Source organism: Epilithonimonas arachidiradicis (assembly GCF_003610695.1).
Taxonomy (GTDB): domain Bacteria; phylum Bacteroidota; class Bacteroidia; order Flavobacteriales; family Weeksellaceae; genus Epilithonimonas; species Epilithonimonas arachidiradicis.
On the sequence record NZ_RAQH01000001.1, the window covers coordinates 435,763 to 460,268 of the forward strand.

General features: G+C 37.1%; 20 protein-coding genes. 14 read left to right on the top strand and 6 right to left on the bottom strand.

All coding sequences use genetic code 11. The features are described from left to right. Positions 1–9: 9 nt before the first annotated feature. The 3 genes from BXY58_RS02110 (at position 10) to gdhA (ending at position 3,461) form a co-directional block, all read left to right on the top strand. The gene (locus BXY58_RS02110; protein ID WP_120212146.1) at positions 10–783 is read left to right on the top strand and encodes a rhomboid family intramembrane serine protease; all 774 of its coding nucleotides are present in this window, start codon (positions 10–12) and stop codon (positions 781–783) included. A gap of 29 nt (positions 784–812) precedes the next feature. Next, positions 813–1,928: a DNA-processing protein DprA gene (gene dprA, locus BXY58_RS02115; RefSeq protein ID WP_120212147.1), complete on the top strand. Its 1,116-nt coding sequence runs from the start codon at positions 813–815 to the stop codon at positions 1,926–1,928. A gap of 174 nt (positions 1,929–2,102) precedes the next feature. Beyond that, positions 2,103–3,461 carry an NADP-specific glutamate dehydrogenase gene (gene gdhA / locus BXY58_RS02120; RefSeq protein WP_120212148.1) on the top strand — a complete coding sequence of 453 codons (1,359 nt, stop codon included), beginning with the start codon at positions 2,103–2,105 and terminating at the stop codon, positions 3,459–3,461. Between the two features lie 73 nt (positions 3,462–3,534). Here gdhA and BXY58_RS02125 read toward each other — a convergent pair whose 3' ends face one another. Next, complete coding sequence (locus tag BXY58_RS02125) at positions 3,535–4,416, bottom strand: cupin-like domain-containing protein (protein WP_120212149.1); 882 nt, start codon at positions 4,414–4,416, stop codon at positions 3,535–3,537. A 229-nt stretch (positions 4,417–4,645) separates the two neighbouring features. Here BXY58_RS02125 and BXY58_RS02130 point away from each other — a divergent pair, with 229 nt between their 5' ends. The 5 genes from BXY58_RS02130 to porW all read left to right on the top strand — a co-directional run bounded on the left by BXY58_RS02130 (position 4,646) and on the right by porW (position 12,189). Then, the gene (locus BXY58_RS02130; RefSeq protein WP_120212150.1) at positions 4,646–7,357 is read left to right on the top strand and encodes a carboxypeptidase regulatory-like domain-containing protein; all 2,712 of its coding nucleotides are present in this window, start codon (positions 4,646–4,648) and stop codon (positions 7,355–7,357) included. Positions 7,358–7,474: 117 nt separating this feature from the next. Then, positions 7,475–8,377: a GLPGLI family protein gene (locus BXY58_RS02135; RefSeq protein WP_120212151.1), complete on the top strand. Its 903-nt coding sequence runs from the start codon at positions 7,475–7,477 to the stop codon at positions 8,375–8,377. A 74-nt stretch (positions 8,378–8,451) separates the two neighbouring features. Then, complete coding sequence (locus BXY58_RS02140; RefSeq protein ID WP_120212152.1) at positions 8,452–8,973, top strand: KdsC family phosphatase; 522 nt, start codon at positions 8,452–8,454, stop codon at positions 8,971–8,973. 10 nt (positions 8,974–8,983) lie between these two features. Then, on the top strand, positions 8,984–9,556 hold the full coding sequence (locus BXY58_RS02145) for a Maf family nucleotide pyrophosphatase (protein ID WP_120212153.1): 573 nt from the start codon (positions 8,984–8,986) through the stop codon (positions 9,554–9,556). Between the two features lie 83 nt (positions 9,557–9,639). Next, positions 9,640–12,189 (top strand): type IX secretion system periplasmic lipoprotein PorW/SprE, encoded by a 2,550-nt coding sequence (gene porW, locus BXY58_RS02150; RefSeq protein WP_120212154.1) that lies wholly within the window; start codon positions 9,640–9,642, stop codon positions 12,187–12,189. Between the two features lie 29 nt (positions 12,190–12,218). Here the strand turns inward: porW and tnaA are convergent, their stop codons facing one another. The 3 genes from tnaA to BXY58_RS02165 all read right to left on the bottom strand — a co-directional run bounded on the left by tnaA (position 12,219) and on the right by BXY58_RS02165 (position 14,928). Next, positions 12,219–13,595, bottom strand: coding sequence for a tryptophanase TnaA (gene tnaA, locus BXY58_RS02155; RefSeq protein WP_120212155.1), 1,377 nt, complete (start codon positions 13,593–13,595; stop codon positions 12,219–12,221). 137 nt (positions 13,596–13,732) lie between these two features. Then, on the bottom strand, positions 13,733–14,347 hold the full coding sequence (locus BXY58_RS02160) for a DUF502 domain-containing protein (protein ID WP_120212156.1): 615 nt from the start codon (positions 14,345–14,347) through the stop codon (positions 13,733–13,735). Then, a complete protein-coding gene (locus BXY58_RS02165; RefSeq protein WP_120212157.1) occupies positions 14,347–14,928 on the bottom strand; it encodes a MiaE family protein in 582 nt (193 codons plus the stop codon). The genes BXY58_RS02160 and BXY58_RS02165 overlap by 1 nt, the downstream gene beginning before the upstream one ends. Before the next feature lie 163 nt (positions 14,929–15,091). Here BXY58_RS02165 and BXY58_RS02170 point away from each other — a divergent pair, with 163 nt between their 5' ends. Beyond that, positions 15,092–15,325 carry a hypothetical protein gene (locus BXY58_RS02170; protein WP_120212158.1) on the top strand — a complete coding sequence of 78 codons (234 nt, stop codon included), beginning with the start codon at positions 15,092–15,094 and terminating at the stop codon, positions 15,323–15,325. A gap of 30 nt (positions 15,326–15,355) precedes the next feature. Here the strand turns inward: BXY58_RS02170 and BXY58_RS02175 are convergent, their stop codons facing one another. Continuing rightward, positions 15,356–16,453 carry an acyltransferase family protein gene (locus BXY58_RS02175; protein ID WP_120212159.1) on the bottom strand — a complete coding sequence of 366 codons (1,098 nt, stop codon included), beginning with the start codon at positions 16,451–16,453 and terminating at the stop codon, positions 15,356–15,358. 115 nt (positions 16,454–16,568) lie between these two features. Here BXY58_RS02175 and mutL point away from each other — a divergent pair, with 115 nt between their 5' ends. The 4 genes from mutL to BXY58_RS02195 are packed head-to-tail and all read left to right on the top strand — an operon-like array spanning position 16,569 to position 20,425. Next, positions 16,569–18,338: a DNA mismatch repair endonuclease MutL gene (gene mutL / locus BXY58_RS02180; protein WP_120212160.1), complete on the top strand. Its 1,770-nt coding sequence runs from the start codon at positions 16,569–16,571 to the stop codon at positions 18,336–18,338. A gap of 3 nt (positions 18,339–18,341) precedes the next feature. Beyond that, a complete protein-coding gene (locus tag BXY58_RS02185) occupies positions 18,342–19,091 on the top strand; it encodes a rhomboid family intramembrane serine protease (protein ID WP_120212161.1) in 750 nt (249 codons plus the stop codon). Continuing rightward, positions 19,091–20,071 (top strand): endonuclease/exonuclease/phosphatase family protein, encoded by a 981-nt coding sequence (locus BXY58_RS02190; protein WP_120212162.1) that lies wholly within the window; start codon positions 19,091–19,093, stop codon positions 20,069–20,071. The genes BXY58_RS02185 and BXY58_RS02190 overlap by 1 nt, the downstream gene beginning before the upstream one ends. An 18-nt stretch (positions 20,072–20,089) precedes the next feature. Then, positions 20,090–20,425, top strand: coding sequence for a hypothetical protein (locus BXY58_RS02195; protein WP_120212163.1), 336 nt, complete (start codon positions 20,090–20,092; stop codon positions 20,423–20,425). Positions 20,426–20,431: 6 nt separating this feature from the next. Here the strand turns inward: BXY58_RS02195 and BXY58_RS02200 are convergent, their stop codons facing one another. Continuing rightward, positions 20,432–22,171, bottom strand: a complete 1,740-nt coding sequence (locus BXY58_RS02200; protein ID WP_120212164.1) for a transcriptional regulator — start codon at positions 22,169–22,171, stop codon at positions 20,432–20,434. 219 nt (positions 22,172–22,390) lie between these two features. Here BXY58_RS02200 and BXY58_RS02205 point away from each other — a divergent pair, with 219 nt between their 5' ends. Beyond that, on the top strand, positions 22,391–24,502 hold the full coding sequence (locus tag BXY58_RS02205) for a T9SS type A sorting domain-containing protein (RefSeq protein ID WP_120212165.1): 2,112 nt from the start codon (positions 22,391–22,393) through the stop codon (positions 24,500–24,502). Positions 24,503–24,506 lie beyond the last annotated feature (4 nt).

Below are 24,506 nucleotides of genomic sequence, written 5' to 3' on the forward strand. Positions count from 1 at the left end.
CTATAATTAATGTTTTTAAAATATCTAAATCTCAGATCGTTTTTGGTTCCAATCATTATGCTGGGATTGATGTGGAGCTGCTTTTTGCTTCAGAATCTTGGTTTTTTCGAAGGTTGTAACGGTGCTATCATTCCACTCCTACCACAGGGGCTGAAGGGCATCGTCTTCGCTCCACTGCTGCATGGTAATCTGGATCACATCTTAGGTAATTCTTTGCCAATGGCGGTTTTGCTATTCTTATTATTTGAATTTTATCCCAAAATCGCTTTCAGAATTTTTCTCATTGGATGGATCGCTTCCGGATTATTGGTCTGGATGCTGCCACCTGTTGATATCATAACCGGACAATGGAACTACAACTGTATCATTGGCGCAAGCGGATTGGTTTATATGCTGGCATTCTTCATTTTCTTCAGCGGTGTTTTCCGCTGGAATATGAAACTCTTGACAGTATCTCTTGTAGTTGCGTTGTATTACGGGAGTTTGATTTGGGGAATCTTTCCGGAAGAATTCTTTTCTCAACTTCAGGAACCGAGTAAAATCAGTTGGCAATCACACCTGGCAGGAAGTATTACGGGAATCATATTAGCTGTTATTTTCAGAAAATTTGGTGAGAAGAAAAGAAAGTTTATCTGGGAATATCCTAATTATTACAATGAAAGAGATGACAAAATGTGGCAGGAATACATCGCCAACCACCCGGAAGATTTTGAAGAACTGCCACAACTGAGACAAGAAAACATCTGGGAATATCTGGATGAGATCCGCAGAAAGGAAAAATAGTTTTATATTCGTAGGAACACAAATGAATTATGTTTTCCGAAGAATATCTTTACCTCATAGCGCTAAAACAATGCAGAAACATTGGCAATTCTAATCTGCGCAAATTATTAAAACATAGCGGCTCTGCAAAAAAAGTTTGGGAATCCACACCAAAAGCGCTACAGTCTATCTATGGTATCGGGAAAAACATCATCCGGGATATCGGGAAAAAAGAATTCCTTATTGCTGCCGAGAAGGAAATTAAATTTTGTGAAAAACACGATATCAAAATCGTTTCTCACACCGAAGATTCTTATCCAAAACACCTTTTGAATTGTGATGATGCGCCTGCCATTTTGTTCTACAAAGGTTATTTAAATCCTGATCATAACCCGGTCGGTATTGTCGGAACCAGAAAACTGACACCTTATGGAAAACATTTTATCCAGGATTTTTTATCCGAATTAATTAATACAAATATCTGCACCATAAGTGGTTTAGCGTTGGGCGCGGACACTTGTGTTCACGAAGAGTCTCTTAAAAATGAAATTCCTACGATTGCGATTCTGGCACAAAGTCTCAAAACAATCTACCCTTCGTCTAATAAAAACCTGGCCAAGAGGATTTTGGATAATAATGGTGCTTTGATCTCAGAATACACCAGTTTCGATAATATCAGCAGAGAAAACTTTTTACAACGCAACAGAATTATTGCAGGATTTGCACCTCATCTTATCGTTGTGGAAACCGCTTATGGCGGTGGATCTATGACAACTGTTAATTATGCTAATGGCTATGATCGTGATGTTTTTGCTCTTCCCGGGAAAATTACAGATCAGTACAGCCAGGGCTGCAATCAGCTGATTGCAATGAACAAAGCGGAAACCATTGTCGACATCAAAACATTAATTCAGAATCTGAATATTGCCATCCAGCCAGAACTTTTTCCAAAGGAAGAACCGAAAGTAGAATTAGACGCTGATAAGAAAGAACATCTATTAATATTAGAAATTATTACAGTAGAAAAATCACTTTCTCTGGATGAGATTGCAGACAAAACTAACATTCTGCATCATAAGCTTTTACCAATTCTTTTAGATTTGGAACTCTATGGCTATATCAAATGTCTTTCCGGCAGGCAATATCAGATAAATGATCAAAAATAACGTTTCGAAAACTTGAAATAAATTAACATTAACTTCAAAAATTCTTAACACAAAAGATGTAATTATACATTAAGCAAAAAACTTAAGCAATATCCTTAAATTTTCAATAAAAATCAAAATATTAGTTGCGAAATTCGAAAATAAAATTAAATTTGTTGTCATAATTATAGAATAATGGAACACTATAACGTTGAGCAAAAGATCCAGGAATTTATGGCAAAAATCGAAGCCAAGAATCCTAACGAACCAGAATTTATTCAGGCAGTAAAAGAAGTTGCAGTAACTGTAATTCCTTTCATCGCTACTAAAAAAGAATATACCGGAATGAAGCTCCTAGAGAGAATGGCTGAGCCGGAAAGAGTGATCATTTTCCGTGTTCCTTGGATTGATGATAAAGGTGAGATCCAGGTCAACAGAGGGTTCAGAATCCAGATGAATTCTGCGATTGGTCCATACAAAGGCGGGATCAGATTCCATCCGACTGTAAACCTTAGTGTACTTAAGTTCTTAGCTTTTGAGCAAGTTTTCAAAAATAGTTTGACAACACTTCCTATGGGCGGTGGAAAAGGTGGTTCTGATTTTGATCCGCAGGGGAAATCTGATATGGAAATCATGAGATTCTGTCAGGCTTTTATGACAGAGCTTTGCAAACATATCGGTCCTGAGACTGACGTTCCAGCGGGTGATATTGGTGTTGGCGCAAGAGAGATCGGATATCTATTTGGTCAGTACAAAAAAATCAGAAACGAGTTTACAGGAGTTTTGACAGGAAAAGGTCTGGCTTATGGTGGATCTTTGATCAGACCGGAAGCAACGGGTTATGGTGTGGTTTACTTTGCTGAGCAAATGTTGAAAACCATCAATGAATCGATTGCTGGTAAAACAGCTGTCGTATCCGGCTTTGGAAACGTAGCCTGGGGCGTTATTAAAAAAATAAATGACCTTGGAGGTAAGGTAGTGACCATCTCTGGTCCAGACGGTTACATCTATGACAAAGACGGAATCTCCGGAGAAAAAATCGAGTATCTTTTGGAACTGAGAGCTTCCGGAAATAACAGAGCAGAGGATTATGCTAAAAAATATCCTGAGGCGCAATTCTTTGCTGGCAAAAGACCTTGGGAAGTGAAGTGTGATATCGCATTCCCATCTGCAACTCAAAACGAATTGGATCTTGATGATGCAAAAGCATTGGTTGCGAACGGTTGTCTTTGTGTGACCGAAGCTGCTAATATGCCTTCAACTCTTGATGCAATCAACTATTTCCTGGATAATAAAGTATTGTTCTCGCCTGGTAAAGCTTCTAACGCCGGTGGTGTTGCGACTTCTGGTCTGGAAATGACACAAAACTCTATCAGACTGAACTGGACTTCTGAAGAAGTTGATGCGAGATTAAAAGAAATTATGATCGGTATCCACAAAGCTTGTCGAGATTATGGTAAAGAAGAGGATGGCTATGTAAATTATGTAAAAGGTGCTAACATTGCGGGCTTCGTTAAAGTTGCTGAAGCAATGCTTGCTCAAGGTGTAGTTTAAGGTTGTCAACTTTGATATAAATAAAAAAGCAGCTAAAATTTAGCTGCTTTTTTTGTTTTTTAATTTAGCCACCCTATTTTGGTAAACCTCTTTTCAAAGCATAATTGGCCCGTTCAATTGCTTTTTTCTCTTTCCAAGTCATATACTTAGCTTTGAAGTTCTTCTTCATAAAGTTATCAAAGTTCCTTTGAACAGTGAGATTCCAAAGCGAATGCGCTTTCACTGCCCAGCTTTTATCCCAAGCTCTTAACGAGATCGAGAAACTACCATCCAGATACTTCATCCAGTGCCACCAACCCGTTGGCATAAACAATGTGTCGCCGTGCTCCAAAAAGCATTCGATACCTTCTACACCATCCAAAGCCGGAAATTTACTGAAGTCCGGATTTTCAATATCATAATCTTCCAGTGCATAAGTCGCGTAAGGAATCTGGTACAATCTGTCTTTCCATTTGTAATCGAAAAGCAGGATATGCTTTCTCCCATTGAAATGGGTGTGAAAAATATGCGCCATGTCAATGTCATAGTGAAGAAACGTCACCGAACCTTTTCCTCCAAAAAACATATTTGGATATTTATCCAGAAAACCACCCATCAGGTCCTTTGGAAAAATATAATCATCCAATAACTTAGGCGCCTGCTTAATCGGGTCAAACAGGAAAATTCTAAGGTCTGTCGGCTCCCTTTGAATCAGATCGATATAATCTGCAAATTTCATTTTAGCTGCAGAAGCATTGATGGGCGCCGCCGGATCTGCTTTGGAGCTATCGTACAAGGGAACTTCTACATCGCCTACTGTCTGCTTCATATAGTCCATCGTCCATTTTTGATAAGCAGGCCACTTCCTCGCCATATTTTTGATTACCACAGGCTTTCGTGGCTTCAGGTATTTTTCAAAGAACTCTTCCTTTGTGATATCATCTACAATATCAATAGGTTTTAGAATAACTCCCATGTTAATGTAATATTAAGAGGCAAATTTATTAAATTTTAATATTCTGCAATAAAAAAAGCACAATCTTATTTATAACAATTATAAATAGAATTCATTCATTTTATAAATGGTAATTATCAGATATTCATTGTTTCAGATTTAACTTAATTAAATTTTACAACTCCAATAAAAAGTTTGTAACATTTTACAAATTTCGTCTACTAACATTTCAGTGATACAATTAATAACAATGAAAAGAATTCTATCTATCTTTTTTGTGCTGACATTTTCTCTTATTGCTTTTGCGCAAAAAACGATCTCTGGTGTGATAACCGATGCCGACGGAAAACCTCTTGCAAGTGCAAGTGTAACAGTTGAAGAACCTGGAAAAAACGCCATCCTTGCCTATGGCATCTCCAACTCGAAGGGTGAATATAAAGTGAATGTAACTTCTGCAGAAAGTAATCTTGACCTGAAGATTAAAGCTTTCAATCAGAAACCCATCACACAATCCATAAAAAACGAAGATCAAAAACTGAATTTCACCATGGATGCTCAAGCTACGGAAATCCAGGAAGTGAGACTTAAAACAAAACTGATCACCAAAAAAGGTGACACCATTTCATACGACTTAAAGTCTTTTGAAAATAAAAATGACAGAACCCTTGCTGATGTCTTGAAAAAAATCCCAGGAATTGAGGTTAATAAAGATGGAACTGTGCTTTATCAGGGTGAAGCGATCAACAAATTCTACGTTAACGGAAAAGATCTGATGGAAGGCGGTTACGGAACAATCAACAACTCCCTTCCAAAAGACGCTGTTTCTAAAGTTGAAGTTCTTGAAAACCACCAGCCTGTAAGTATTCTTAGGGATAAAGTCCCTTCGGAACAAGCCGCTCTTAACATCAAGCTAAAAAAATCGGTAACGATGACTGGTCGCGGCGAAATCGGTGCAGGTTTCAGTCCATTACTTTGGAATGTGAAATTAACACCGATGTTCTTCGGACAGAAAAATCAATGGGTTGTTAATTACAAAGCTAATAACAATGGAGAAAGTGTTGAGAATGAAGGAAATCTTTTATCTTTTGGTAGTAGATGGGAAGGAAGAAGAAGCCAAGTATCAGCAAACCGTTGGCTAAATGTAGAACAAGCTCAAACACCAGATTTACCAGAGAAAAGGTATTTATTGAATAATGTTCATTTTTTCTCTGCAAATCTATTAACAAGCCCCTTCAAAAATAAAGAATGGGAACTAAAACTAAATGCTAATTACACCAACAATGCTATTGAAAGAGATTCATATTCTAATGAAATATTAGTTAATGGATCTAATATAGAAAGAACGATACACAATGATTTCTATACTAATAAGGCTAAAGGGGAAATGATCTTTACAAAGAATGCAAAAAAAGGCTTCTTTAAAAATACTACAACGTGGACAGGAATGTGGTCAGATAACCAAGCTGATGCTTTTAACCAAATAAGTGCGGACGAAAACCTTAATGCTCCTACATTTAACTTTACAAACTCTTTAAGCACAATATTGCCTTGGAAGGATAAGTTATTCAATGTAATGAGTTATGTGAGTATCCAAAATGATAGACAAACATTAAGTTCAAGACCAGGAAGATATTCTAACTTTGTTCCAGATCCTTTATTAAGTACGCCTGAGCAATTTATTCCGAATAATTTTGAAGCATTACGTCAGTATATTTCTTTAAAAAGCATTAATACAACACATTCTGCATCAGTTGGATTAAGCTATAGAAAATGGACTTTCACACCAGAAGCGGGAATTAGTGTTAATTTTAATTCGATGAAATCAAATCTTAATGGAATTAATGGGAATGAATCTACTTTATACGGCTTGGATTATCAAAATAATATCAATTGGAACGAGGTTCAGCCTTATACACAAGTCGGTGTTAATTACAAATCTCAAAATATAAACTTGAATCTAACGCTCCCAGTAAACTTTTATGGAATTGATTATAACGATAACTTAAGAGGAACAGGACAAGCGATTAATAAAACCAGATTTGAGCCTACTATGTTTGGTTCTTATGATTTTGCGTCGTTTTTCAAACTTTGGATTTTTGGAAGTATTGCTAATAGTTTTGGAAATTTTGGAGATTTATATGCTGGAAATATTCTTACAAATCCAACCTTTGTACAAGTTAAGAGTTCCCAACTTCCTGAGACTACATCTAGAAATGCAAGTTCACGATTGGAGTATAGAAATCCTCTTAATAATTTGTTCTTCAATGTGAGTTATAGAATAGGTAACAATACAAATAATTTGATTAATAATCAGAAAGTATCGCCAAACGGAACAATAAGATCAGAAATATTAGAAAGAGATAATACATCAACATCCAACAGTCAAAGGGCAGAAATAGGAAAATATTTCCCAAGCTTCAAAACAAACTTTTCAGTCAATTTTACGAATAGCAACAGTAAAAATTATAGTATGATAAGTGATGTGAATGAAGATTTTGAGACAATTAATGAACGATTTTATTCAATTAAAAATGAGGGTCAAGCTTTTGGTCTCAAATTCAATAATACATACTTTAGCTGGCTAAGCGTAGATTATAATCTAACAATGAACTGGAGAAAAAGTACGGATAACTCTAGCAATTTAACCAATAAAAACAGTGATTGGAATCACAATTTAGCTACATACATCTATCCTTCGGACAACCATACTTTCGGATTTATTTGGGATGATATCACAACAACTCTTGCTATGGAAAGCTATAGAAATTCTTTTTTTGATGTTTCCTATCAATATACTTGGGTAAAAAAGAAAATTGATTTTGAGTTTAAGTGGTTAAACATTGGAAATAAAAAAGTTTATGAAACTGTTTCTGTGAATACCCTTACCAACTCTATAAGAAGAAACACTTACAACATCCGCCCAAGCCAGTTTATGTTCACTGTAAAATTTAATTTCAAATAACACTATTTTATAATTGCAAAAAGGCAGTTCATCTTTTTGTCTGCCTTTTTATTTTGCTCAATTTCAAATCACTAATTTCTTAGTTATTATTCATTAACTTTAATAAAAAATTCAACTATGAAAAAAACATTTTTTATTTTAACCCTTCTCATTGGAGCATTATCATTCGCTCAGGGAACAAGAATTATGTATGAATACAAATTCGCATCTAATCTCGAAAAGAAAGACTCTCTCGAGACAGAATTGATGTATCTGGATATCAAAAAAGACGGCAGCAAATTCTACAGCAGGCAGAAGTTTGTAAGCGATTCTACAAGAGATGCTTATTTTAAAAAACAAATTGCGACAGGCTCTACCAATTTTAATTACCGTGGAGGAAACGGCGGCAAAATAGGATATTCGGTTTCCAAATCTTATCCGGATTTCAATATCGTTTTACACACAGGTATTGGTAATTCCAGATTCAGTGTTAAAAATGAAAATCCTATGAAGTGGAAAATACTTCCCGATAAGAAAACGATTGATAAATTCGAAGTTCAAAAAGCAACGCTGGACTTCGGTGGAAGAACCTGGACGGCTTGGTTTTCTCAGGATTTTCCTTTTCAGGACGGACCCTATAAATTTTCGGGATTGCCAGGTTTGATTTTAGAAATGGAAGATTCTACAGGAACGCATATTTTCAAATTTGCAGGAAGCAAAAAATTTGATGAAGTTGAGAAAATCGAAAAAGAAGAAATCGGAAGTACACGTGGCGGAATTGTTGTAAAAACCTTTGGTGTTCCTGGCGGAAAAGAAATCGAGGTTTCTGAAGAGCAGTTCAAAAAACAGTGGAAAGAATACAAAAATGATCCAGTAAAAGATACGCGCCAAATGCTATCGCAAGGAAATATGAAGTTAACACTGAATATGAATGGAAAAATGATGTCGGAACCTTCCGAAGTTCTCCGGGCAATGGAAAAAAATCAAAGAGAGGAAATCAAAAACAATAATAACAAAATTGAACCTGCTCTTTACCCTTAATTAGACATAAAACACTATTTTTATAGTCCTCTTTCGAGAGGACTTTTTTATGTCAATTCTTTTAAAAATTTAAAATGAGTTATTTATCAAAACTTAAAAATATAAAAGCTTTTGTTTTTGATGTCGATGGCGTTTTTACCGACGGAAGCGTTTACCTTTTACCAGACCAGAATATGTCTCGTGTGATGAGCGTTTTGGACGGTTATGCAGTGGTTCAGTGCTTGAAAAAAGGTTACAAAATCGGAATCATCACGGGAGGAAACGATCCAATGGTAAAAAACAGGATGGAATATCTGGGCATCAAGGATTATTATGCCAAATCTTCGCACAAAATAACAGATTACAAAGATTTCAAATCCAAATATGATTTACAAGATTCCGAAATTCTAATGATGGGCGATGATATTCCTGATATTGGAATTATGAAATTGGCTGAGATTTCTGCTTGTCCTGCAAATGCAGTTCCGGAGGTGAAAGCCATTTCAGATTATATTTCACCAGTTTATGGAGGCAAAGGAGCTGTGCGTGACGTGATAGAGCAAGTGATGAAAGTCCAGGGAAAATGGAATCTGGACGAAGAAACAAAATCAGCTTAAATAATTAACAATGAAATTATTACTAGCTTCCAATTCACCCAGACGAAAAGAATTATTATCACAATTGGGCTATCAGTTCGATGTTGTTAAAATCGATGTTGATGAGTCTTATCCTTCTGAATTGAATCCAAATCAAATCGCAGAATATGTTTCGGCCAAGAAAGCGAAAGCTTTTGATGTTAATGAAAACGAAATTCTTTTGACCTCGGACACCATTGTTGCATTAGACCAAGAAATTCTTCTCAAACCAAAAAATGAGGATGAAGCTTTTGAAATGATAAAAAGTCTTTCGGGAAAAATACACCAGGTTTATACGGCGTTTACCATCAAAACATCGGATTCAGAAATCAGTAAGACCAGTAAAACCGATGTAGAGTTTTCGGAGATCAGCGATGAGGAAATTAAATTTTATATCAACAATTATAAACCTTTTGACAAAGCCGGATCATACGGAATCCAGGAATGGCTGGGAATGGCAAAGATCAAAAACATTTCCGGTTCTTTCTATTCTGTGATGGGTTTTCCGGTGGATTTGGTTTACGAAGAACTCAAAAAACTGAATTGTTTTCCAAGCAATTTGTAAAACTAACAGCTTGAGATAATTTTCCTTACAAAATTTCGTTATTTTTACAGATTCAACCAGAAATTTCATTTTGAAATAATTAGATGAGAAAATATTTACTAATCATACTTGCCGTCGTAAGCGTAATTGCCTGTAACCCGCGTCACAAAAAGAAAAAAACTAAAAGTGGCCCGGTTAACAGATTTATGACGTTTCATAATACTTTGTTCAACAGTAGAGAATCTTTTCTTGCAGAAATGGAAAGCAGAGATAAAGCGCACGTTGACAACTTCTACGATCCTTATATTTCCGTTTATACCACAGAAGATAATCTTAATGATCTGCAAAACGGGACAACCTCTGGAGAGAATGCCGCAGATACAGGACCTATGCCACTAAGAGGCGGCCCCAGAACAGCTCCAAACGCTTCATCTTTCAACAATTCCAATGAGGTTGGAAGCAATAACAAAAAAGGAGTAACCACACTGCAGATTACGGAAGCGAAGGCTTTAAAGACTATTTCAAAATATTCTGTCTTGGTGAATGGCGTAGAAAAAAATAAAAAGATATTCGATGCTTATATGTTGCTGGCAAAAGCGAGAATGTACCAGGGAAAATACCTGGAGTCTCTGGATGCCTTAGGTTATATCTTCAACACAATGAGCAAAGATAAAAGATTGCCTTTAGCCAGAATCTACCAGGCGGCCAATTATTCCAGACTGAAAGAATATTACCGTGCTGATGAGGTTTTTCGTGATCTGGAAGAAGATCCGAAGATCAAATTGACCAAAGAACAAAAAAGAATTCTTAAGGTTTACCAAGCGGATAATTTCCTGAAATGGGGTAAAAAAGAATTAGCTGCAGAAGTCTTGGAAGAAGCTTTCACTTATAACAAAAACAGAAAAATAAAAAGCAGAATTGCTTATCTGCGAGGTCAAATCCTATCGAATCTCAATAGAAAAGATGAGGCCAGAGAATCTTTTGCAGCAGCTTACAAATATGCGAACAGCTACGAATTCGAGGTTAAGTCTCAGATAGAGATTGCAAAAACGTTTGACGGCAAAGCAGACAGCTATGATGAAGCGATGGCTTACCTTGCGAAGATTGCTAAAAAAGGAACTTATGCTTCCCGTAAAAATGAGCTGTACTACGCCAGTGGGTTAGTTGCGACTTCTGCGAAAAAAGATTCTGTCGCGGATTCCTTCTTTAGAAAAGCATTGAAAGAGAAACAGTCTGATCCTCAGATTCGTGGACTCACTTATTCCGAATTGGCTAAAAAATATTTTGCAAAAGACGATTATTTGACAGCTGGCGTTTACTATGACAGCGCATTAGCAGTAATGACCTACAAGCCTGAAAAAGATAGATTGACGGATCTTACAGCCAATATCAAAAATCTTTCAAAAAACTATTACGTTGTTAAAAAGAACGACAGTATCCTGGCTTTGGCAAAAATGACCGATGCCGAAAAAAGGGATTATTTCACCAAATATATTGATAAAATCAAGGCGAAAGAAGCAGCCGAAGAATTAGAGAAAAAAAGAGCGGAGAGAAGCAAAGGCTTTGATAATGGAGATTATAATGCTAATTCGATCTTTGCTAACAACGCTACAGACAGTGGCAGTTTCCAGAATTTCGGAATTAACACTGGCGGATCCACATTTTATTTTGCTAATTCTAATAACATTCCGCGTGGAGAAAGTGCTTTCAAGCAAATTTGGGGGACCAGAACCTTAGCTGACAACTGGCGTTATTCTGCCAAATCAGCAACAATTGAAGATCTTAAAAATGAAGCCTTGGGTATTACAAGTGCGCCGGATCCGAGACGTTTGGAGCCTGAATTTTATATCGAGAAAATTCCAACTTCTGCTGAAGAATTAGGAAGATTAAAAAAAGACCGAGATACTGCTAGTTTGGGAATGGGAAGAATGTATGAAACCTTCTTTGGCAATACGAAGCTGGCAACCAAAACACTGTATGATTTGGTAGAAAATAAGCCTGATGAGGAAACAGACCTGATGGCTTTGTATAATATTTTTATTTTCAATTATGAAAAAAATCCGGCTGATGCGGAAAAAGCCAAACGGCTGATTCTGGAAAAATATCCTTACACGTCTTATGCAGAATTTGTCAAAAATCCAAAAAGCAAAGACTTCAACAAATCCTCAGACGATGTTGAAAAATTATATGCCGAAGCTTATAATCTTTATTTAACCGAAAAATACTCCGAGGCGACAGCAATTGCTGATAAAGCGATCACAGATCACCCGAAAGATGCCTTGATTCCTAAATTCTATTTGCTTAATGCTTACAATGCAGGGAAAACCGCAGGCAAAGAAATTATGATACTGCAGCTGGAACAGATCGTATTGAATTACGGTAATACACCAGAAGGTAAAAAGGCAAAAGATCTTCTTAAATACCTAAAGAGTGATGTGAAACTGGAGCTCACAGACGAAAGTGGAAACGCCATTTCTCAAAAACCTCAACCAGTTGACACGACTGCTGAAGAGGAGCAACGAAAACTCGAGGCTATTGAAAAGGCTAAAATTTCAGCTCCAGTTAACGGCCCTGGTATCCCCGGTGCTACTGAAATGCAAATGTCAAAACCGAGGTCCGAAGCATCTGAACAACAGGCTAAAAAAAGAAAATAAAAAAGAGAGCAATTTTGCTCTCTTTTGTTTTATGCCCTATCCAACTGAACGGTGAAATGTCGTAGTATCGCCGGTTCACGTTTGATCTTATAACCTTTTGTGATGTCATTTCTTCTTTCAAAAACGTTCTTCACAGCAGCAGCTACATAATCCATATGATTGTTGGTATAAGTTCTCCTAGGGATGGCCAACCTTAACAATTCCAATTTGGGATAACGGTTTTCTCTCGTTTCCGGGTCTCTGTCCGCGAGCAGAGTTCCGATTTCCACGCCACGGATCCCGGCTTCTTTATAAAGCTCGATAGCTAATGTTTGGGCAGGAAATTCTTCTCTTTTGATATTAGGCAAGAAATTAAGTGCATCAATGAAAACAGCATGCCCACCAATTGGCTTTTGAACAGGGATCCCAGCTTCCATCAATTTGTTTCCGAGATATTCCACTTGTGAGATCCTGCTTTCTAAATAAGGAAATTCCGTCGCTTCATCAAGACCAGCCGCCAGAGCTGACATATCTCTTCCTGCCATACCACCGTAAGTGATGAAACCTTCGTAGATAATGGTGAAATTAGAAGCTTGCTCAAAGATTTCTCTATTCTTCAAAGCGATGAATCCACCAATGTTGACCAACCCATCCTTCTTAGAGCTCATGGTCATACCGTCGCCGTAAGAAAATAATTCTTTACAGATTTCTTTGATAGTTTTATGTTGTTGACCTTTTTCTCTTTTCTTGATAAAATAAGCGTTCTCCGCAAACCTCGCCGAATCGAATAAAACCGGAATCCCATATTGGTCGGACAATTCTTTCACCGCTTTGATGTTTTCCAGAGAAACGGGTTGTCCGCCGGAAGAATTGCAGGTAATGGTAATCAAACAAAACGGGATTTGCTCTTTTGGATGAGATCTGTAAACCGCTTCGAGCTTTTCTAGATCCAGATTTCCTTTGAATGGATGAAGGTCATTGATGTCAAAAGCTTCGTCGATCGTACAATCGATGGCATGTGCTTTTCTGAATTCGATGTGACCTTTTGTGGTATCAAAATGAGAATTTCCTGGTACAACATCGCCTTCTTTCACTAAGACCGAAAATAAGACATTCTCTGCGGCACGACCCTGATGCGTTGGCAAAAGGTAAGGGAATCCCGTGATGTTTTCAACCGTTTGCTGCAATGCATCGAAGGAGCGGGAACCGGCGTAGCTCTCGTCGCCAATCATCAGCGCGCCCCATTGCTTGTCGCTCATAGCGCCGGTTCCGCTGTCGGTCAGCAAATCGATAAAAACGTGTGAACTTCTCAGATTAAATAGATTATAGTTGGCATTTTTCAGCCATTCTTCGCGTTGTTCTTGTGTGGATTGATATATTTCTTCGACCATTTTGATTCTAAATGGTTCTGCGTAAGGTAGTTTCATAATGAATATAAATGATAATTAATAATAAATGAATGATCTTTTATATTGATAATTGACAGAAAATAAATTATAATATTCCGAATGAAAATATCACTTACGTGATCGATTATTCATCCATCAATTATCACTTATGAAAACTACTCCGGTGCTTTGAAAACATTGTCATCCGAATGGAATCCGGCAACACCGCCACTTACAGCAAACTTCATTGCCTCGGCGGAACTCATTCCGGTTACTTCCTTGATGTTGTTAAAGTTGGTCATTATAACCCAGCCGGAAACGGCATAAGAGTGTGGAAGATAGACCGCCACCATTTGTTCAAGATTCACGGCGGACATATCAGATTGAGTAAGAAATCCTATTCTCCAAATCTCAGGCGCTTCATTGGTCTTGACCCAAACGGGAACATTGAATTTCTTTTTATCGCCAACAAAAGAACCTAAGACGTCCTTCAGTGATGTATAGATGAATTTGATCCCAGGGATATGCTCCAAAACATAATCCAGACCATCCACAATCAATCTTCCTATAATGAACTTGTTGCCAAAAAATCCGATAAATGCTGTTCCGAAAATGACAATGAAAAATATCAATCCTGGAAATTTCTCTGAGACAGAAGGTACCAGATTATCGATGCTGAAAACGACACTCCAGATGACCCAAACCGTAATGGCAAAGGGACCAATAATGATCAATCCCTGAATAAAAGATCTTAGAAAAAGGCGGAGATAATCGTTAAAGCTTCTGTTCATTAGCCGTGGATGGTTTCTTTGTTTCCATAAGACTGGATGACTTGGGCTTCATACTCCAGCCATTCTTCCCAGCGTTGATTGACTTTTTCCGGGTCACCAATTTGTCTTGCAAATCCAATAAAAGTGGTATAATGATTGGCTTCCGAAATCATCAGATCGTTATAGAATTTTTTCAATTCTTCGTCTTTGATATTTTCTGTCAAAACTTTGAAGCGTTCACAGCTTCTGGCTTCTATCATTGCTGCGAAAAGCATTTTGTCTACCAAAAGATCTTTTCTGTCACCACCTTTCACAATGAATTTTACCAAGTCATTCACATAATCGTCTTTACGCGTTCTACCAAGGACACCTCCTCTTTTTTTGATAATCTCGTGAACCTGGTTGAAATGGTCTAGTTCCTCTTGCGCAATTGCCAAAAGTTCTGTCACCATCTCCGTATGTTCCGGAACCATTGTGATGAGGCCAATAGCATTGGTGGCTGCTTTTTGCTCGCACCAGGCGTGATCTGTGAGAATCTCTTCCAGATTATCTTCTGCAATATTTGCCCAGCGCGGATCTGTAGGAAGTTTAAGACGAAACATTTTTATATTTTTTGTAAAAATAAGGATTTGATTGCTCTTTATTAAATATTTTGTTGAGAAAAATTATTTTCTGAATTTAACGACCATACAGCAATATGAAAATTGATTACATTAATAATTGGCACAGATATTGAAAAATTACCATCAACCAAATAATAAAATTATGAAAAATTCAACTCTTCTCAACCGTGCTCAATTATTCTTATTTAGCTTTTTAGCAATTTTATCATCTGCTTTAACATTCGCTCAGGATTCAGCAGTTGTAAAAACTACCAACGTGACATCCACATCTACGGAGGAATGGCAAACCAATCCGACTTATTGGATTATTGGTGGGGTTGTTCTTATCGTTATCGTTGCCATTGTAGCAATGAGCGGAAGAAAGAAAAACGATTAAAATTTATAAAGCGCTTCTCAGAGCGCTTTTTTATGGATTTTCCGAAGCTGTTTTTCCTCTCAAGAATTCCAACACCTTCCAGCCTAGATCATCTACTTTTTTCAAACCTTTGGAAATCAAAAACGCTAATAAAATATTGAGCGGGTAAATAATCAATACTAACAAATACCAAGGCAAAGAATCTTTCATCGGAACCACAAGGAAATAAACCAAAGACGAACTCATTCCCTGAGCGAAATAGAAAAAGATGGCGTTTTGCCCGACATTGGTGATGAAATTCGGTTTGGTGATTTTTAATCGATTATAGAAAACAAATAATGTAACCAATGAAAATAATGTCCAAATAATATAAGGAATTTTAGGCGGGAATTTTTGCTTATTGAGCTTGTAGAAAATTTCCAGCCCGTAATTCCAAAACATCCAAGCCAACGCAACTGCGACCAATCCGTACAAAACAGGAATTATTTTTGTTGGAATCGTCCTGCCTTTCATACGGTTACCGATCAGGAAAACTGCCATGTAAAAAGCGACGTAGCCGCCTTGCCCATTAGGATAATATTGAGGAAACAGATTGAAAATTAAAGTTAAGGCAACGCAAACCCCAATAAACCAATTGATATGTTTCGGGAAAAATCTTAGGATCAAAACGCCAAGAACGGTCAAAATGTAGTAGACCTTCAAATACCAAAAACTACCCATCACTACAGGAAAAGTATCACAATTGGAATACTCGTGCAAATACCAATTTCCTAGAACCTGCCATTGTGGTTCGGAAGAGATGCTTGTCGGAACATATTTAGTCCCAAACGTTGAGTAAAAATCCTTCAGCCATTCGAATGAAAAAAAGGTCAATCCAAGAACTTTGAAAAAATAATCGAGGAAAAACAGAAACGTCACGAAAATCATATACGTGATTTGCAGTTTCAGCAATCTGTACAATGTTTTCTCAATATTACTTCCGGACGTGATTCCACTCAGCGCATAAAACAACGCCACATCGAAAACCAAAGAAAATACCCGCGCTTCGGTCGGCATATAAAACTGTCCGCTCCAAAATGCCGTATGAATAAAGATGATGGAAATAGTCGCCAGTCCTTTGGCAAAATCAATATAGAGATCTCTTTTCATTAATTAAATTAATTATCTGAAAGTCAAAATTATCATAATTTTCCAAAGTTCTTTATAATTATTTAACTTTTACTACTCGATTCTTATCCTTATTTTTGAAAGTTCAATTGCAAAAATGTCAGATATCATTCAACTTTTACCGGATCACGTTGCCAATCAGATTGCTGCAGGAGAAGTTGTGCAAAGACCGGCTTCTATTGTCAAGGAGCTGTTGGAAAACTCTGTAGATGCAGGCTCCAGCAAGATCCAGCTCATCATTCGTGATGCCGGAAAAAATCTGCTTCAGGTGGTTGATAACGGTATCGGGATGTCGGAAACGGATGCCAGGCTGGCCTTTGAACGTCACGCTACTTCAAAGATCCGTTCAACGGAAGACATTTTTAAAATTGCCACCAAAGGTTTCCGGGGCGAGGCTCTGGCATCTATTGCTGCGGTTGCCCAAGTTGAGCTTAAAACCAAACAGAAGGATTCGCCTGTTGGGACTAATATTTATATCGAAGGTGGCATTTTCCAGTTTCAGGATCCGATCCAGACCGTTGAAGGTTCTAATTTTTCTGTAAAGAATTTATTCTACAATGTTCCTGCAAGACGCAAGTTCCTGAAGAATGACAATGTAGAATTCCGTCATATCATTGATGAATTTCAGCGCGTTGCTTTAGCCCACGAAAACATCGAGTTTGAAATGTTTCATAATGACGAACCTGTTTTCAAGCTGAGAAAAGGCGGACAAATGCAACGTATCGTGGATGTTTTCGGAAGAAAACTTCAACCCCTTTTGATTCCTATCAAAGAAGATCTCGGCTGGGTGAACCTGCAAGGATATGTTGCAAAACCCGAAGGCGCCAAAAAAGTGAGAGGCGAACAGTTTTTCTTCGTTAATGGAAGATATTTCAAAAGTGCTTATCTCAGTAAGGCGGTGCAGGAAGCTTTTGATGGTCTGCTGCAGCCCGGTTATATTCCGTCATTTTTTCTTTATCTGGAACTAGATCCTGAAAAAATTGATGTCAACATCCATCCGCAGAAAACGGAAGTTAAGTTCGAAGATGAAGCCTTGATTTTTGCTTTGATGCGTTCTACAATCAAACGCTCTTTGGGAATCTACAATGTGGCGCCAAGTCTCGATTTCGAAAGAGATCCGAAAATGGAAGCTTTTTTTGCCCCGACGCCAAGCAAAAGTAATGTAAGTTCTCCAATGCCTTCTGCGATTAATGTGGACAGAGATTTCAACCCTTTTGTTACAGAAAAAATCTCAAACGAGGAAAGAATCAACCTGACAGAACTCTATGACGTTACCGCTTCGGCTGCACCTTCCAAAATCAATCTTTTTGAAGATGACGATCTGGACGAGGATCTTTTCCGATTACCAAACGGCTATTGGCTGTTGAACAAAGACGGACAAACGTATATGCTGGATCTGGGAAGAATGCATCGTGTGTTGATGTCTTCTCATCAGGAAAATCTGCCAACGAAAAAAGCCGGTCAAAGCCTCTTGTTTTCATTAGAATATCATCTGAATGAAATCGAGAAAAACAAATATAAATCTATCAAAAAGTACCTCCCTGATTTCGGTTTCGAAATGACACTGGCTCAGGAAAATGTTTTGAGAATCGAGGCCGTTCCGGAAGCATTGAAAGAATCTCAGGTCATCAAGTTTCTTGAAAAAATATTCGAAGTTTTGGAATACAGAACCGAAGAAGATTTTTATAAATATTTTGAATACCAATGGGTTAAGCTCAAAACCAAATCCAAATTCGATTTTATCTATAAAACCGAAGTCGAGCAATTGGTCAAAGATTTCTTGGATCTCGGTTTTCCACAATATACGGTGAACGGAAAAAGATGCTGGCTAGAAGTCCCTTTTGATGATTTTAAAAATAAATTTTAAACTATGTTTTCGCAACTGACTCCTGTTACCAAAAATATAATCATCATTAATGTCATCTTTTTTGTAGGTGCTTTTTTGCTGGGAAACGCCAACATCAATGTTGATGCATTATTAGCTGGATACTTCCCTTTATCTCCTAACTTCAGATCCTGGCAGATTATCACGCATATGTTTATGCACGGTAGCATTCTTCATATCGCCTTTAATATGATGACATTGTGGAGTTTTGGTCCTGTTCTGGAACAAGTTTTGGGACAAAAAAAGTTTATAATACTATATTTTGCTTCAGGCTTGGGCGGTTTTCTGTTATATAATATTTGGAATTATGTGGAAGTAATGCAAATTTCAAATATTCTGATATCTCAAGGGTTTGATATTCATGAAGTATATAAAACTATTGACACAAGTTACGTAAGATATTATCCTAATTTTTCAAGTAATCCATCAATAAATATTGAAGCTCAGAACCTTTATGGTATTTTAAAAACACCGATGGTTGGAGCATCAGGCGCAATTTTTGGAGTGATTGCCGCTTTTTCAACGCTATTCCCTGAAGCAAAGCTGATGTTTATGTTTATTCCTTTTCCGATTAAAGCTAAATACCTCACACCGATTATTATTGTTGTTTCAATATTTTTAGGTTTCAGACAGTTTAGCGGCGATAACATCGCTCATTTTGCGCATCTTGGCGGCGCATTGATTGGTTTTCTTTACATATGGAATTGGAAGAAAAACAGAGATAGAATCCAATAATGAAAATCATCCGGCTTTTACTGACGATTCTGCATCTTATCATTATTGGTCTATTGTTCGGGACAATAATGAACGCATATATTCCACCGAGAGTTTTCGGATTTTTGAACCTATTATCGCTGGGATTTCCGGTTCTGATTATCATTAATATATTATTCTTAGTTTTTTGGATTGTAACCTGGAAAAAAAGAGCGGTCGTATTTCTTGTCTTGTCATTATTTTTCATTATCCCGACAAGACGATGGATTAATTTTACTTCGACTAAAAAAGATACACCCAATCTTAAGCTAATCTCTTTTAATGGGAAATTTGGGAAATTGGGCGATGATGCAATCTATGATTTTCTCAATAAGCAGAATCCCGATATTGTTTTTTTCCAGGAATATGATAACAAAAAGCCCCTAGACGGATTTAAGTATTTTGAAAATGGCTATCCAATTGTTAAAATCCAGTCCAAATATCCGATTTCGGAAAGCGGCATTGTAAGAACAGACGTTAATAACGGGATTTGCATCTATGCTGATATCAAAATCAGTGGAAAGCTGATCCGTTTTGTTGATGTTTATATGGAGCCGTTTTTCCTCGATAAAAAAATGATCAAACCGACGAAAGATATGGATGTCAACGAACAAAAAGCAAAGAAAGTTTTGCATATGTTGATACCGACATTCAAAAAGCATCAGACTCAGATTGACCAGATCAAAGATTTTATCAATGCATCACCTTATCCTGTAATTGTTGCAGGGGATTTCAATGCCGTCCCGAATTCCTACGAATACTACAAGGTTTCAGAAAATTTGCAAGATGTTTTCCTTAAAGCTGGTAAAGGAAGCGGAACCAGTTTCCACGATTTCAAATTTCCGCTTAAAATAGATCACGTTTTTGCCTCAGAATTCATTGAGCCCATCAGTTACAAAGTGGACAGAAGTGTCAGAATTTCAGACCATTTTCCAGTGATTGCTGAATTTTATATCAAATAAATTTCGATATTTGTTGCTATGAAATATATTTATTTTATTGCAATCCTGATTTTTGCGTTTTCTTGTTCCAAAAAAGATTCTGTTGTTAGTCAGGAAAATTTTGAAAAAACGCCTGCGATTACATACGATACAACAGCCATAGATTCTTTTGGACCAGGTGCAACATCGGAAAGTGTGATGGCAAAAATCAATGCAGTTGCCATAAAAAGAGAAAAAGACAGTCTTGCTGCGATTGCAAAAGCTGAACAGGAAAAACTTGACAAAGAGAAAGCAAAGTTGGAAGCTGAAAAAACCAAAGAGGAAAAGAAAGAACCAAAACCGGACACTCAGGCGGAAGTCTCAACAAATCAATAGCATATATCAGATATTCCTCAGAAAATCATCCAGATTGTCATCTTTTTCCAACATCAGTTTTTTCTTCAGGCGATAACGCGCATTTTTGACGGTTTCAGTCGACACATTCAGGATTACAGCGACCTGTTTCATAGACATTCCCATTTTGAAGTAGGCACACATCCGCAGATTATTTTCGGTAAGATCTTTACAGATAGATTTTAGCTTACTGAAAAATTGAGGATGAACTTCATTAAAATGATGAATGAATTTGTGACTTTCCACTTCTGTATTCAGATTTTTTCTCACGATATCAACCACGTTCTCAGAAAAATGTTCGGTTTCATTTTCATTATGTCCGTTGGATTTTCCGGCTTTTTCCAAAATCTCCTGAAGCACATTGTTTTTATTAGATAAAATCAGCGAGTAAGACGTGACTTCCCGAACTTTAGCATCCAAAACCTCTTTATGCTTTTCCTCTCTAATTTGTTGTATTGATTTCTCATAAGCCAATTGCTTACGAAGCGCCTCTTTTTCAGATTCTTTGACAAAAGCCTGTTGCTTTTTCTTCTGATAAAAAATAACGGATAAAGCGATTCCTAAAAGAATAATAAAAATTGAAGAAATAAGCGTGATGGTCAATTTCCGCTTTTCCAGCATTGTCTTCTGTTTGGAGATCATCAGCTCTTTTTCTGCAGATGCCATAAAAGCTTCTACATAAGCCTGATAAGAATCTATGGTTTTGGAACTGCTTAGGATTTTTTCTTTTTGATTGTTATATTTTTTAAGATAAGTAAATGCTTTTTCAGAAGAACCTTCTTTCTCGTAAATGGTGTATTTGACGTTATAAACCAAAGAAAGTTGTTCCGCATTTCCGATTTCCTGAGACAGTTTTTCGGCTTTTTCGATATAAGATTCCGCTTCTTTGAAATTTCCGATTCCTAACGAGTAAACACTTTCATTGATGAGCAAAGAGGTCATAAAGGATTTATTCTCAATTTGATTTCCGATTTGCATCGCTTTTTGATAATAAGAATGCGCCAATTCCGGTTTGTTTTCCAGCATATAGCAACCTCCGATGTTGAGATACAACACAGCAGAAACGCCTAAATCATTTAATTTATCGACTGCAGGAATCAGTTTCACCATTCCGTTGATAGCTTTTTCGATACCGGTCTTTGTAAAAGCCTGAGCACAATACATATTGACCTGTGCTTTCATATATTCAGCTTTTGGAATCTTCGGCGAGAGTGACTGTTTATAAAATCTTTCAGAGATATCAAAATTTCTGGTTCTGAAACAAATAACGCCTAACAGAAGCTCAACACGGGATTTGAATAAAATATTATTAAGTTCTTTATACCGAACCAATGCTTTTAAAGAGTTTGTAAAACTGTCTGTGTAATTTCCAATGATGACATCATTATACGCCAAAGAGTGTAGCAAAAGTGCATTTTCAAACGGATATTTCTTTTCGTTAAAAAACTCCAGCTTGGAACGAATGATTGTATTGATCTTCGAATCGGAAACACCTTGCGCATAATTTACAAAGGATTTCCAATAGAGATATCGGGGAACCAAAGCAGGATGATTTGCGGAAATTTTTTCTAATTCTTTCAGAAGATTTTGGGTGTCGGAATCACGGATGAAGGCATCTTTACTGACCTCGTTGGAGATTGTTTCAAATCTTTGACTATCTGTGGCTCCAAAACAATGAGCAGTAAAAAATAAAAAGAAAAATATAATGGATAAAAACCGCAAACGCATAGTAAATTAAATTTAGAATAAATTCTAATCCGAATTTATGAAAATTCATCAACAAGATGATAGGATTTCGTAACTATTTAGAAATCAAAGATATTAAATATTACGCTCACCATTTTACAATTAATAATAACACGATGCACACCCTTTGCATACCTCCATTATTTGTTGAAAATCAGATTCGATTCTACTTTTGCTCTATACTTTTTAATTAAAAATCTTATGTACAAAATTAAATCTATTTTTTCCATCATTGTACTTTTGTTGATGTTTGTCAGCACAAAAGCACAATTCTCCGGAACAGGAAATGGTACTGAAGCCAGTCCTTATTTGATTACAAATGCCGTTCAACTTGACGAAATGAGAAATTACATCGGCTCTGCAAACAGCGATATACATTTTTCTATAATTAATGACATCGATTTAGCAGCATTTATTGCAACTCAATATCCGAATGAAGGCTGGAAACCTATCGGTTATGGAAGCGAAGAGGGTGAGAGCGCTTTTTATGGTTCATTAGAAGGCAATGGTTTTAAAATCACAAATCTGTGGATTTACAGGCCGGAAAGTAATTACATTGGACTTTTCAGTAATACAACGGATGCTGTTATTAATAATCTTAATATCCAGCTCGCTTCCAATGGGATTGTAGGACAAGATTATGTTGGTATTCTTGCAGGTTCAGCTAATAGCGGGACAATTAATAACGTAAAAGTAACCGGAATCGTAACCGCATATAACTATGTTGGCGGATTGATTGGGGAAAGCTCATCGCTAATAAGCAACTGCCAATCTTCTGGTGAAGTCAATACAGCCGGAGATAACGTGGGCGGATTGATTGGAAAAACATCAGCCGAGGTTTCAGGTTCAAGTTCTTCCAGTAATGTGAAAAATACAGGAAGTGTTTTTGTGGGCAATTTTATGGGAGGTTTGATTGGTGTCAACCAGGCGCCAGTCACCAATTCCAATGCTTCAGGTAGCGTGACAGGAACCAGCACAATTGGCGGCTTAGTAGGAGATTCTTATGCAGCTATCAATAACTCATTCGCAACAGGAAATATTTCTGGAAATATGTGGGTTGGTGGATTAGTTGGCGCTTCTGACTCAGTTTCAAATTCTTATGCAACAGGAACTGTTTATTCTGACCAAAAAGTCGGCGGTGGATTAGTTGGTCAATCTTATGGCACTATTACATCCAGCCACGCTTCCGGAAATGTGAGCGGAAGTCAATCCATCGGTGGTTTAGTAGGGATTTTAGGAGCAACTGTTTCCTATAGTTATGCTACTGGAAATGTAACCCAGATTGTAGCGGACACTACGCCAGAAGGTGGTTACGTGGATATCGGAGGACTTGCAGGTTCATCTTTCAGCAATTCCTTTATAGAAAACTGCTTTGCCTCAGGAGATGTAGCTGTCACAGACAACAATGCAATGTATGTCGGAGGATTGATTGGATTATCCAACGGTATTTCTAATAGTTATGCTTACGGTTCTGTTTCTGGCGGGTATTCTTTGGTTGGAGGCCTTGCAGGAACAACTTGGGGACCCATTTCCAATTCGGCAGCACTTAATCCTAAATTAATGTCATCGCCTACCGGAAATCTTAATAAGATCCACAGAATTGCCGGTGATGTTGAGTTTGATGCGGAACTAACCAATAATATTGCTTTGGATGCTATGATTGTGAATGGTCAAATCATTACTAATGGGACAGAAAATGATTGGTCAGGAATGAACAAATCCATCACAAATGTCCAGAAACAAACCACTTATGAAACCGGTCTGACCTGGGATTTTACCAATATTTGGAAAATACGCGAGAATCAGGGATACCCATATTTACAGGGAAGTGAATACCTGACAAACGTTATCACTTCAAATTCAAATAATCAGGAATGGGGAACGATTTCTCCAAATGGCGTTGTTGCCCTAAAATCAGGCTCAGACAAAACTTTTGAATGGACTCCAAAAGAAGATTACGAAGTCGAATCTGTAATTGTAGATAATGAAAACATTGGAAAACCAAACACTTACACTTTTTCAAATGTGACAGACAATCATACAATAATGGTAATTTTCAAATTAAAATCGCTTGGTACAAACGAAATACACAAGAAGTCCATTACCATTTATCCTAATCCAACCACGGATTATATTTACGTTTCAGGGAACAAAAAGATTGCATCTCTTGAACTTTACAACAGCAATGGACAAAAAGTTTTGAAAACGAACGAAAGCAAATTGGATTTAGCGTCTGTAACAGCCGGAGTTTATATCTTAAAAATCATTACTGAAAATGGTGAGATCTCCAGCAGTAAAATAATAAAAAAATAAACTG

Bases quoted from the DNA above. Each gene is read 5' to 3' on its own strand.
- BXY58_RS02145 (WP_120212153.1), top strand. From the start codon at position 8,984: ATGAAATTATTACTAGCTTCCAATTCACCCAGACGAAAAGAATTATTA.
- tnaA (WP_120212155.1), bottom strand. From the start codon at position 13,595: ATGAAACTACCTTACGCAGAACCATTTAGAATCAAAATGGTCGAAGAA.
- BXY58_RS02140 (WP_120212152.1), top strand. From the start codon at position 8,452: ATGAGTTATTTATCAAAACTTAAAAATATAAAAGCTTTTGTTTTTGAT.
- BXY58_RS02110 (WP_120212146.1), top strand. From the start codon at position 10: ATGTTTTTAAAATATCTAAATCTCAGATCGTTTTTGGTTCCAATCATT.
- porW (WP_120212154.1), top strand. From the start codon at position 9,640: ATGAGAAAATATTTACTAATCATACTTGCCGTCGTAAGCGTAATTGCC.
- BXY58_RS02175 (WP_120212159.1), bottom strand. From the start codon at position 16,453: ATGAAAAGAGATCTCTATATTGATTTTGCCAAAGGACTGGCGACTATT.
- BXY58_RS02190 (WP_120212162.1), top strand. From the start codon at position 19,091: ATGAAAATCATCCGGCTTTTACTGACGATTCTGCATCTTATCATTATT.
- mutL (WP_120212160.1), top strand. From the start codon at position 16,569: ATGTCAGATATCATTCAACTTTTACCGGATCACGTTGCCAATCAGATT.
- gdhA (WP_120212148.1), top strand. From the start codon at position 2,103: ATGGAACACTATAACGTTGAGCAAAAGATCCAGGAATTTATGGCAAAA.
- BXY58_RS02200 (WP_120212164.1), bottom strand. From the start codon at position 22,171: ATGCGTTTGCGGTTTTTATCCATTATATTTTTCTTTTTATTTTTTACT.
- BXY58_RS02170 (WP_120212158.1), top strand. From the start codon at position 15,092: ATGAAAAATTCAACTCTTCTCAACCGTGCTCAATTATTCTTATTTAGC.
- dprA (WP_120212147.1), top strand. From the start codon at position 813: ATGTTTTCCGAAGAATATCTTTACCTCATAGCGCTAAAACAATGCAGA.
- BXY58_RS02125 (WP_120212149.1), bottom strand. From the start codon at position 4,416: ATGGGAGTTATTCTAAAACCTATTGATATTGTAGATGATATCACAAAG.
- BXY58_RS02195 (WP_120212163.1), top strand. From the start codon at position 20,090: ATGAAATATATTTATTTTATTGCAATCCTGATTTTTGCGTTTTCTTGT.
- BXY58_RS02205 (WP_120212165.1), top strand. From the start codon at position 22,391: ATGTACAAAATTAAATCTATTTTTTCCATCATTGTACTTTTGTTGATG.
- BXY58_RS02160 (WP_120212156.1), bottom strand. From the start codon at position 14,347: ATGAACAGAAGCTTTAACGATTATCTCCGCCTTTTTCTAAGATCTTTT.
- BXY58_RS02130 (WP_120212150.1), top strand. From the start codon at position 4,646: ATGAAAAGAATTCTATCTATCTTTTTTGTGCTGACATTTTCTCTTATT.
- BXY58_RS02165 (WP_120212157.1), bottom strand. From the start codon at position 14,928: ATGTTTCGTCTTAAACTTCCTACAGATCCGCGCTGGGCAAATATTGCA.
- BXY58_RS02185 (WP_120212161.1), top strand. From the start codon at position 18,342: ATGTTTTCGCAACTGACTCCTGTTACCAAAAATATAATCATCATTAAT.
- BXY58_RS02135 (WP_120212151.1), top strand. From the start codon at position 7,475: ATGAAAAAAACATTTTTTATTTTAACCCTTCTCATTGGAGCATTATCA.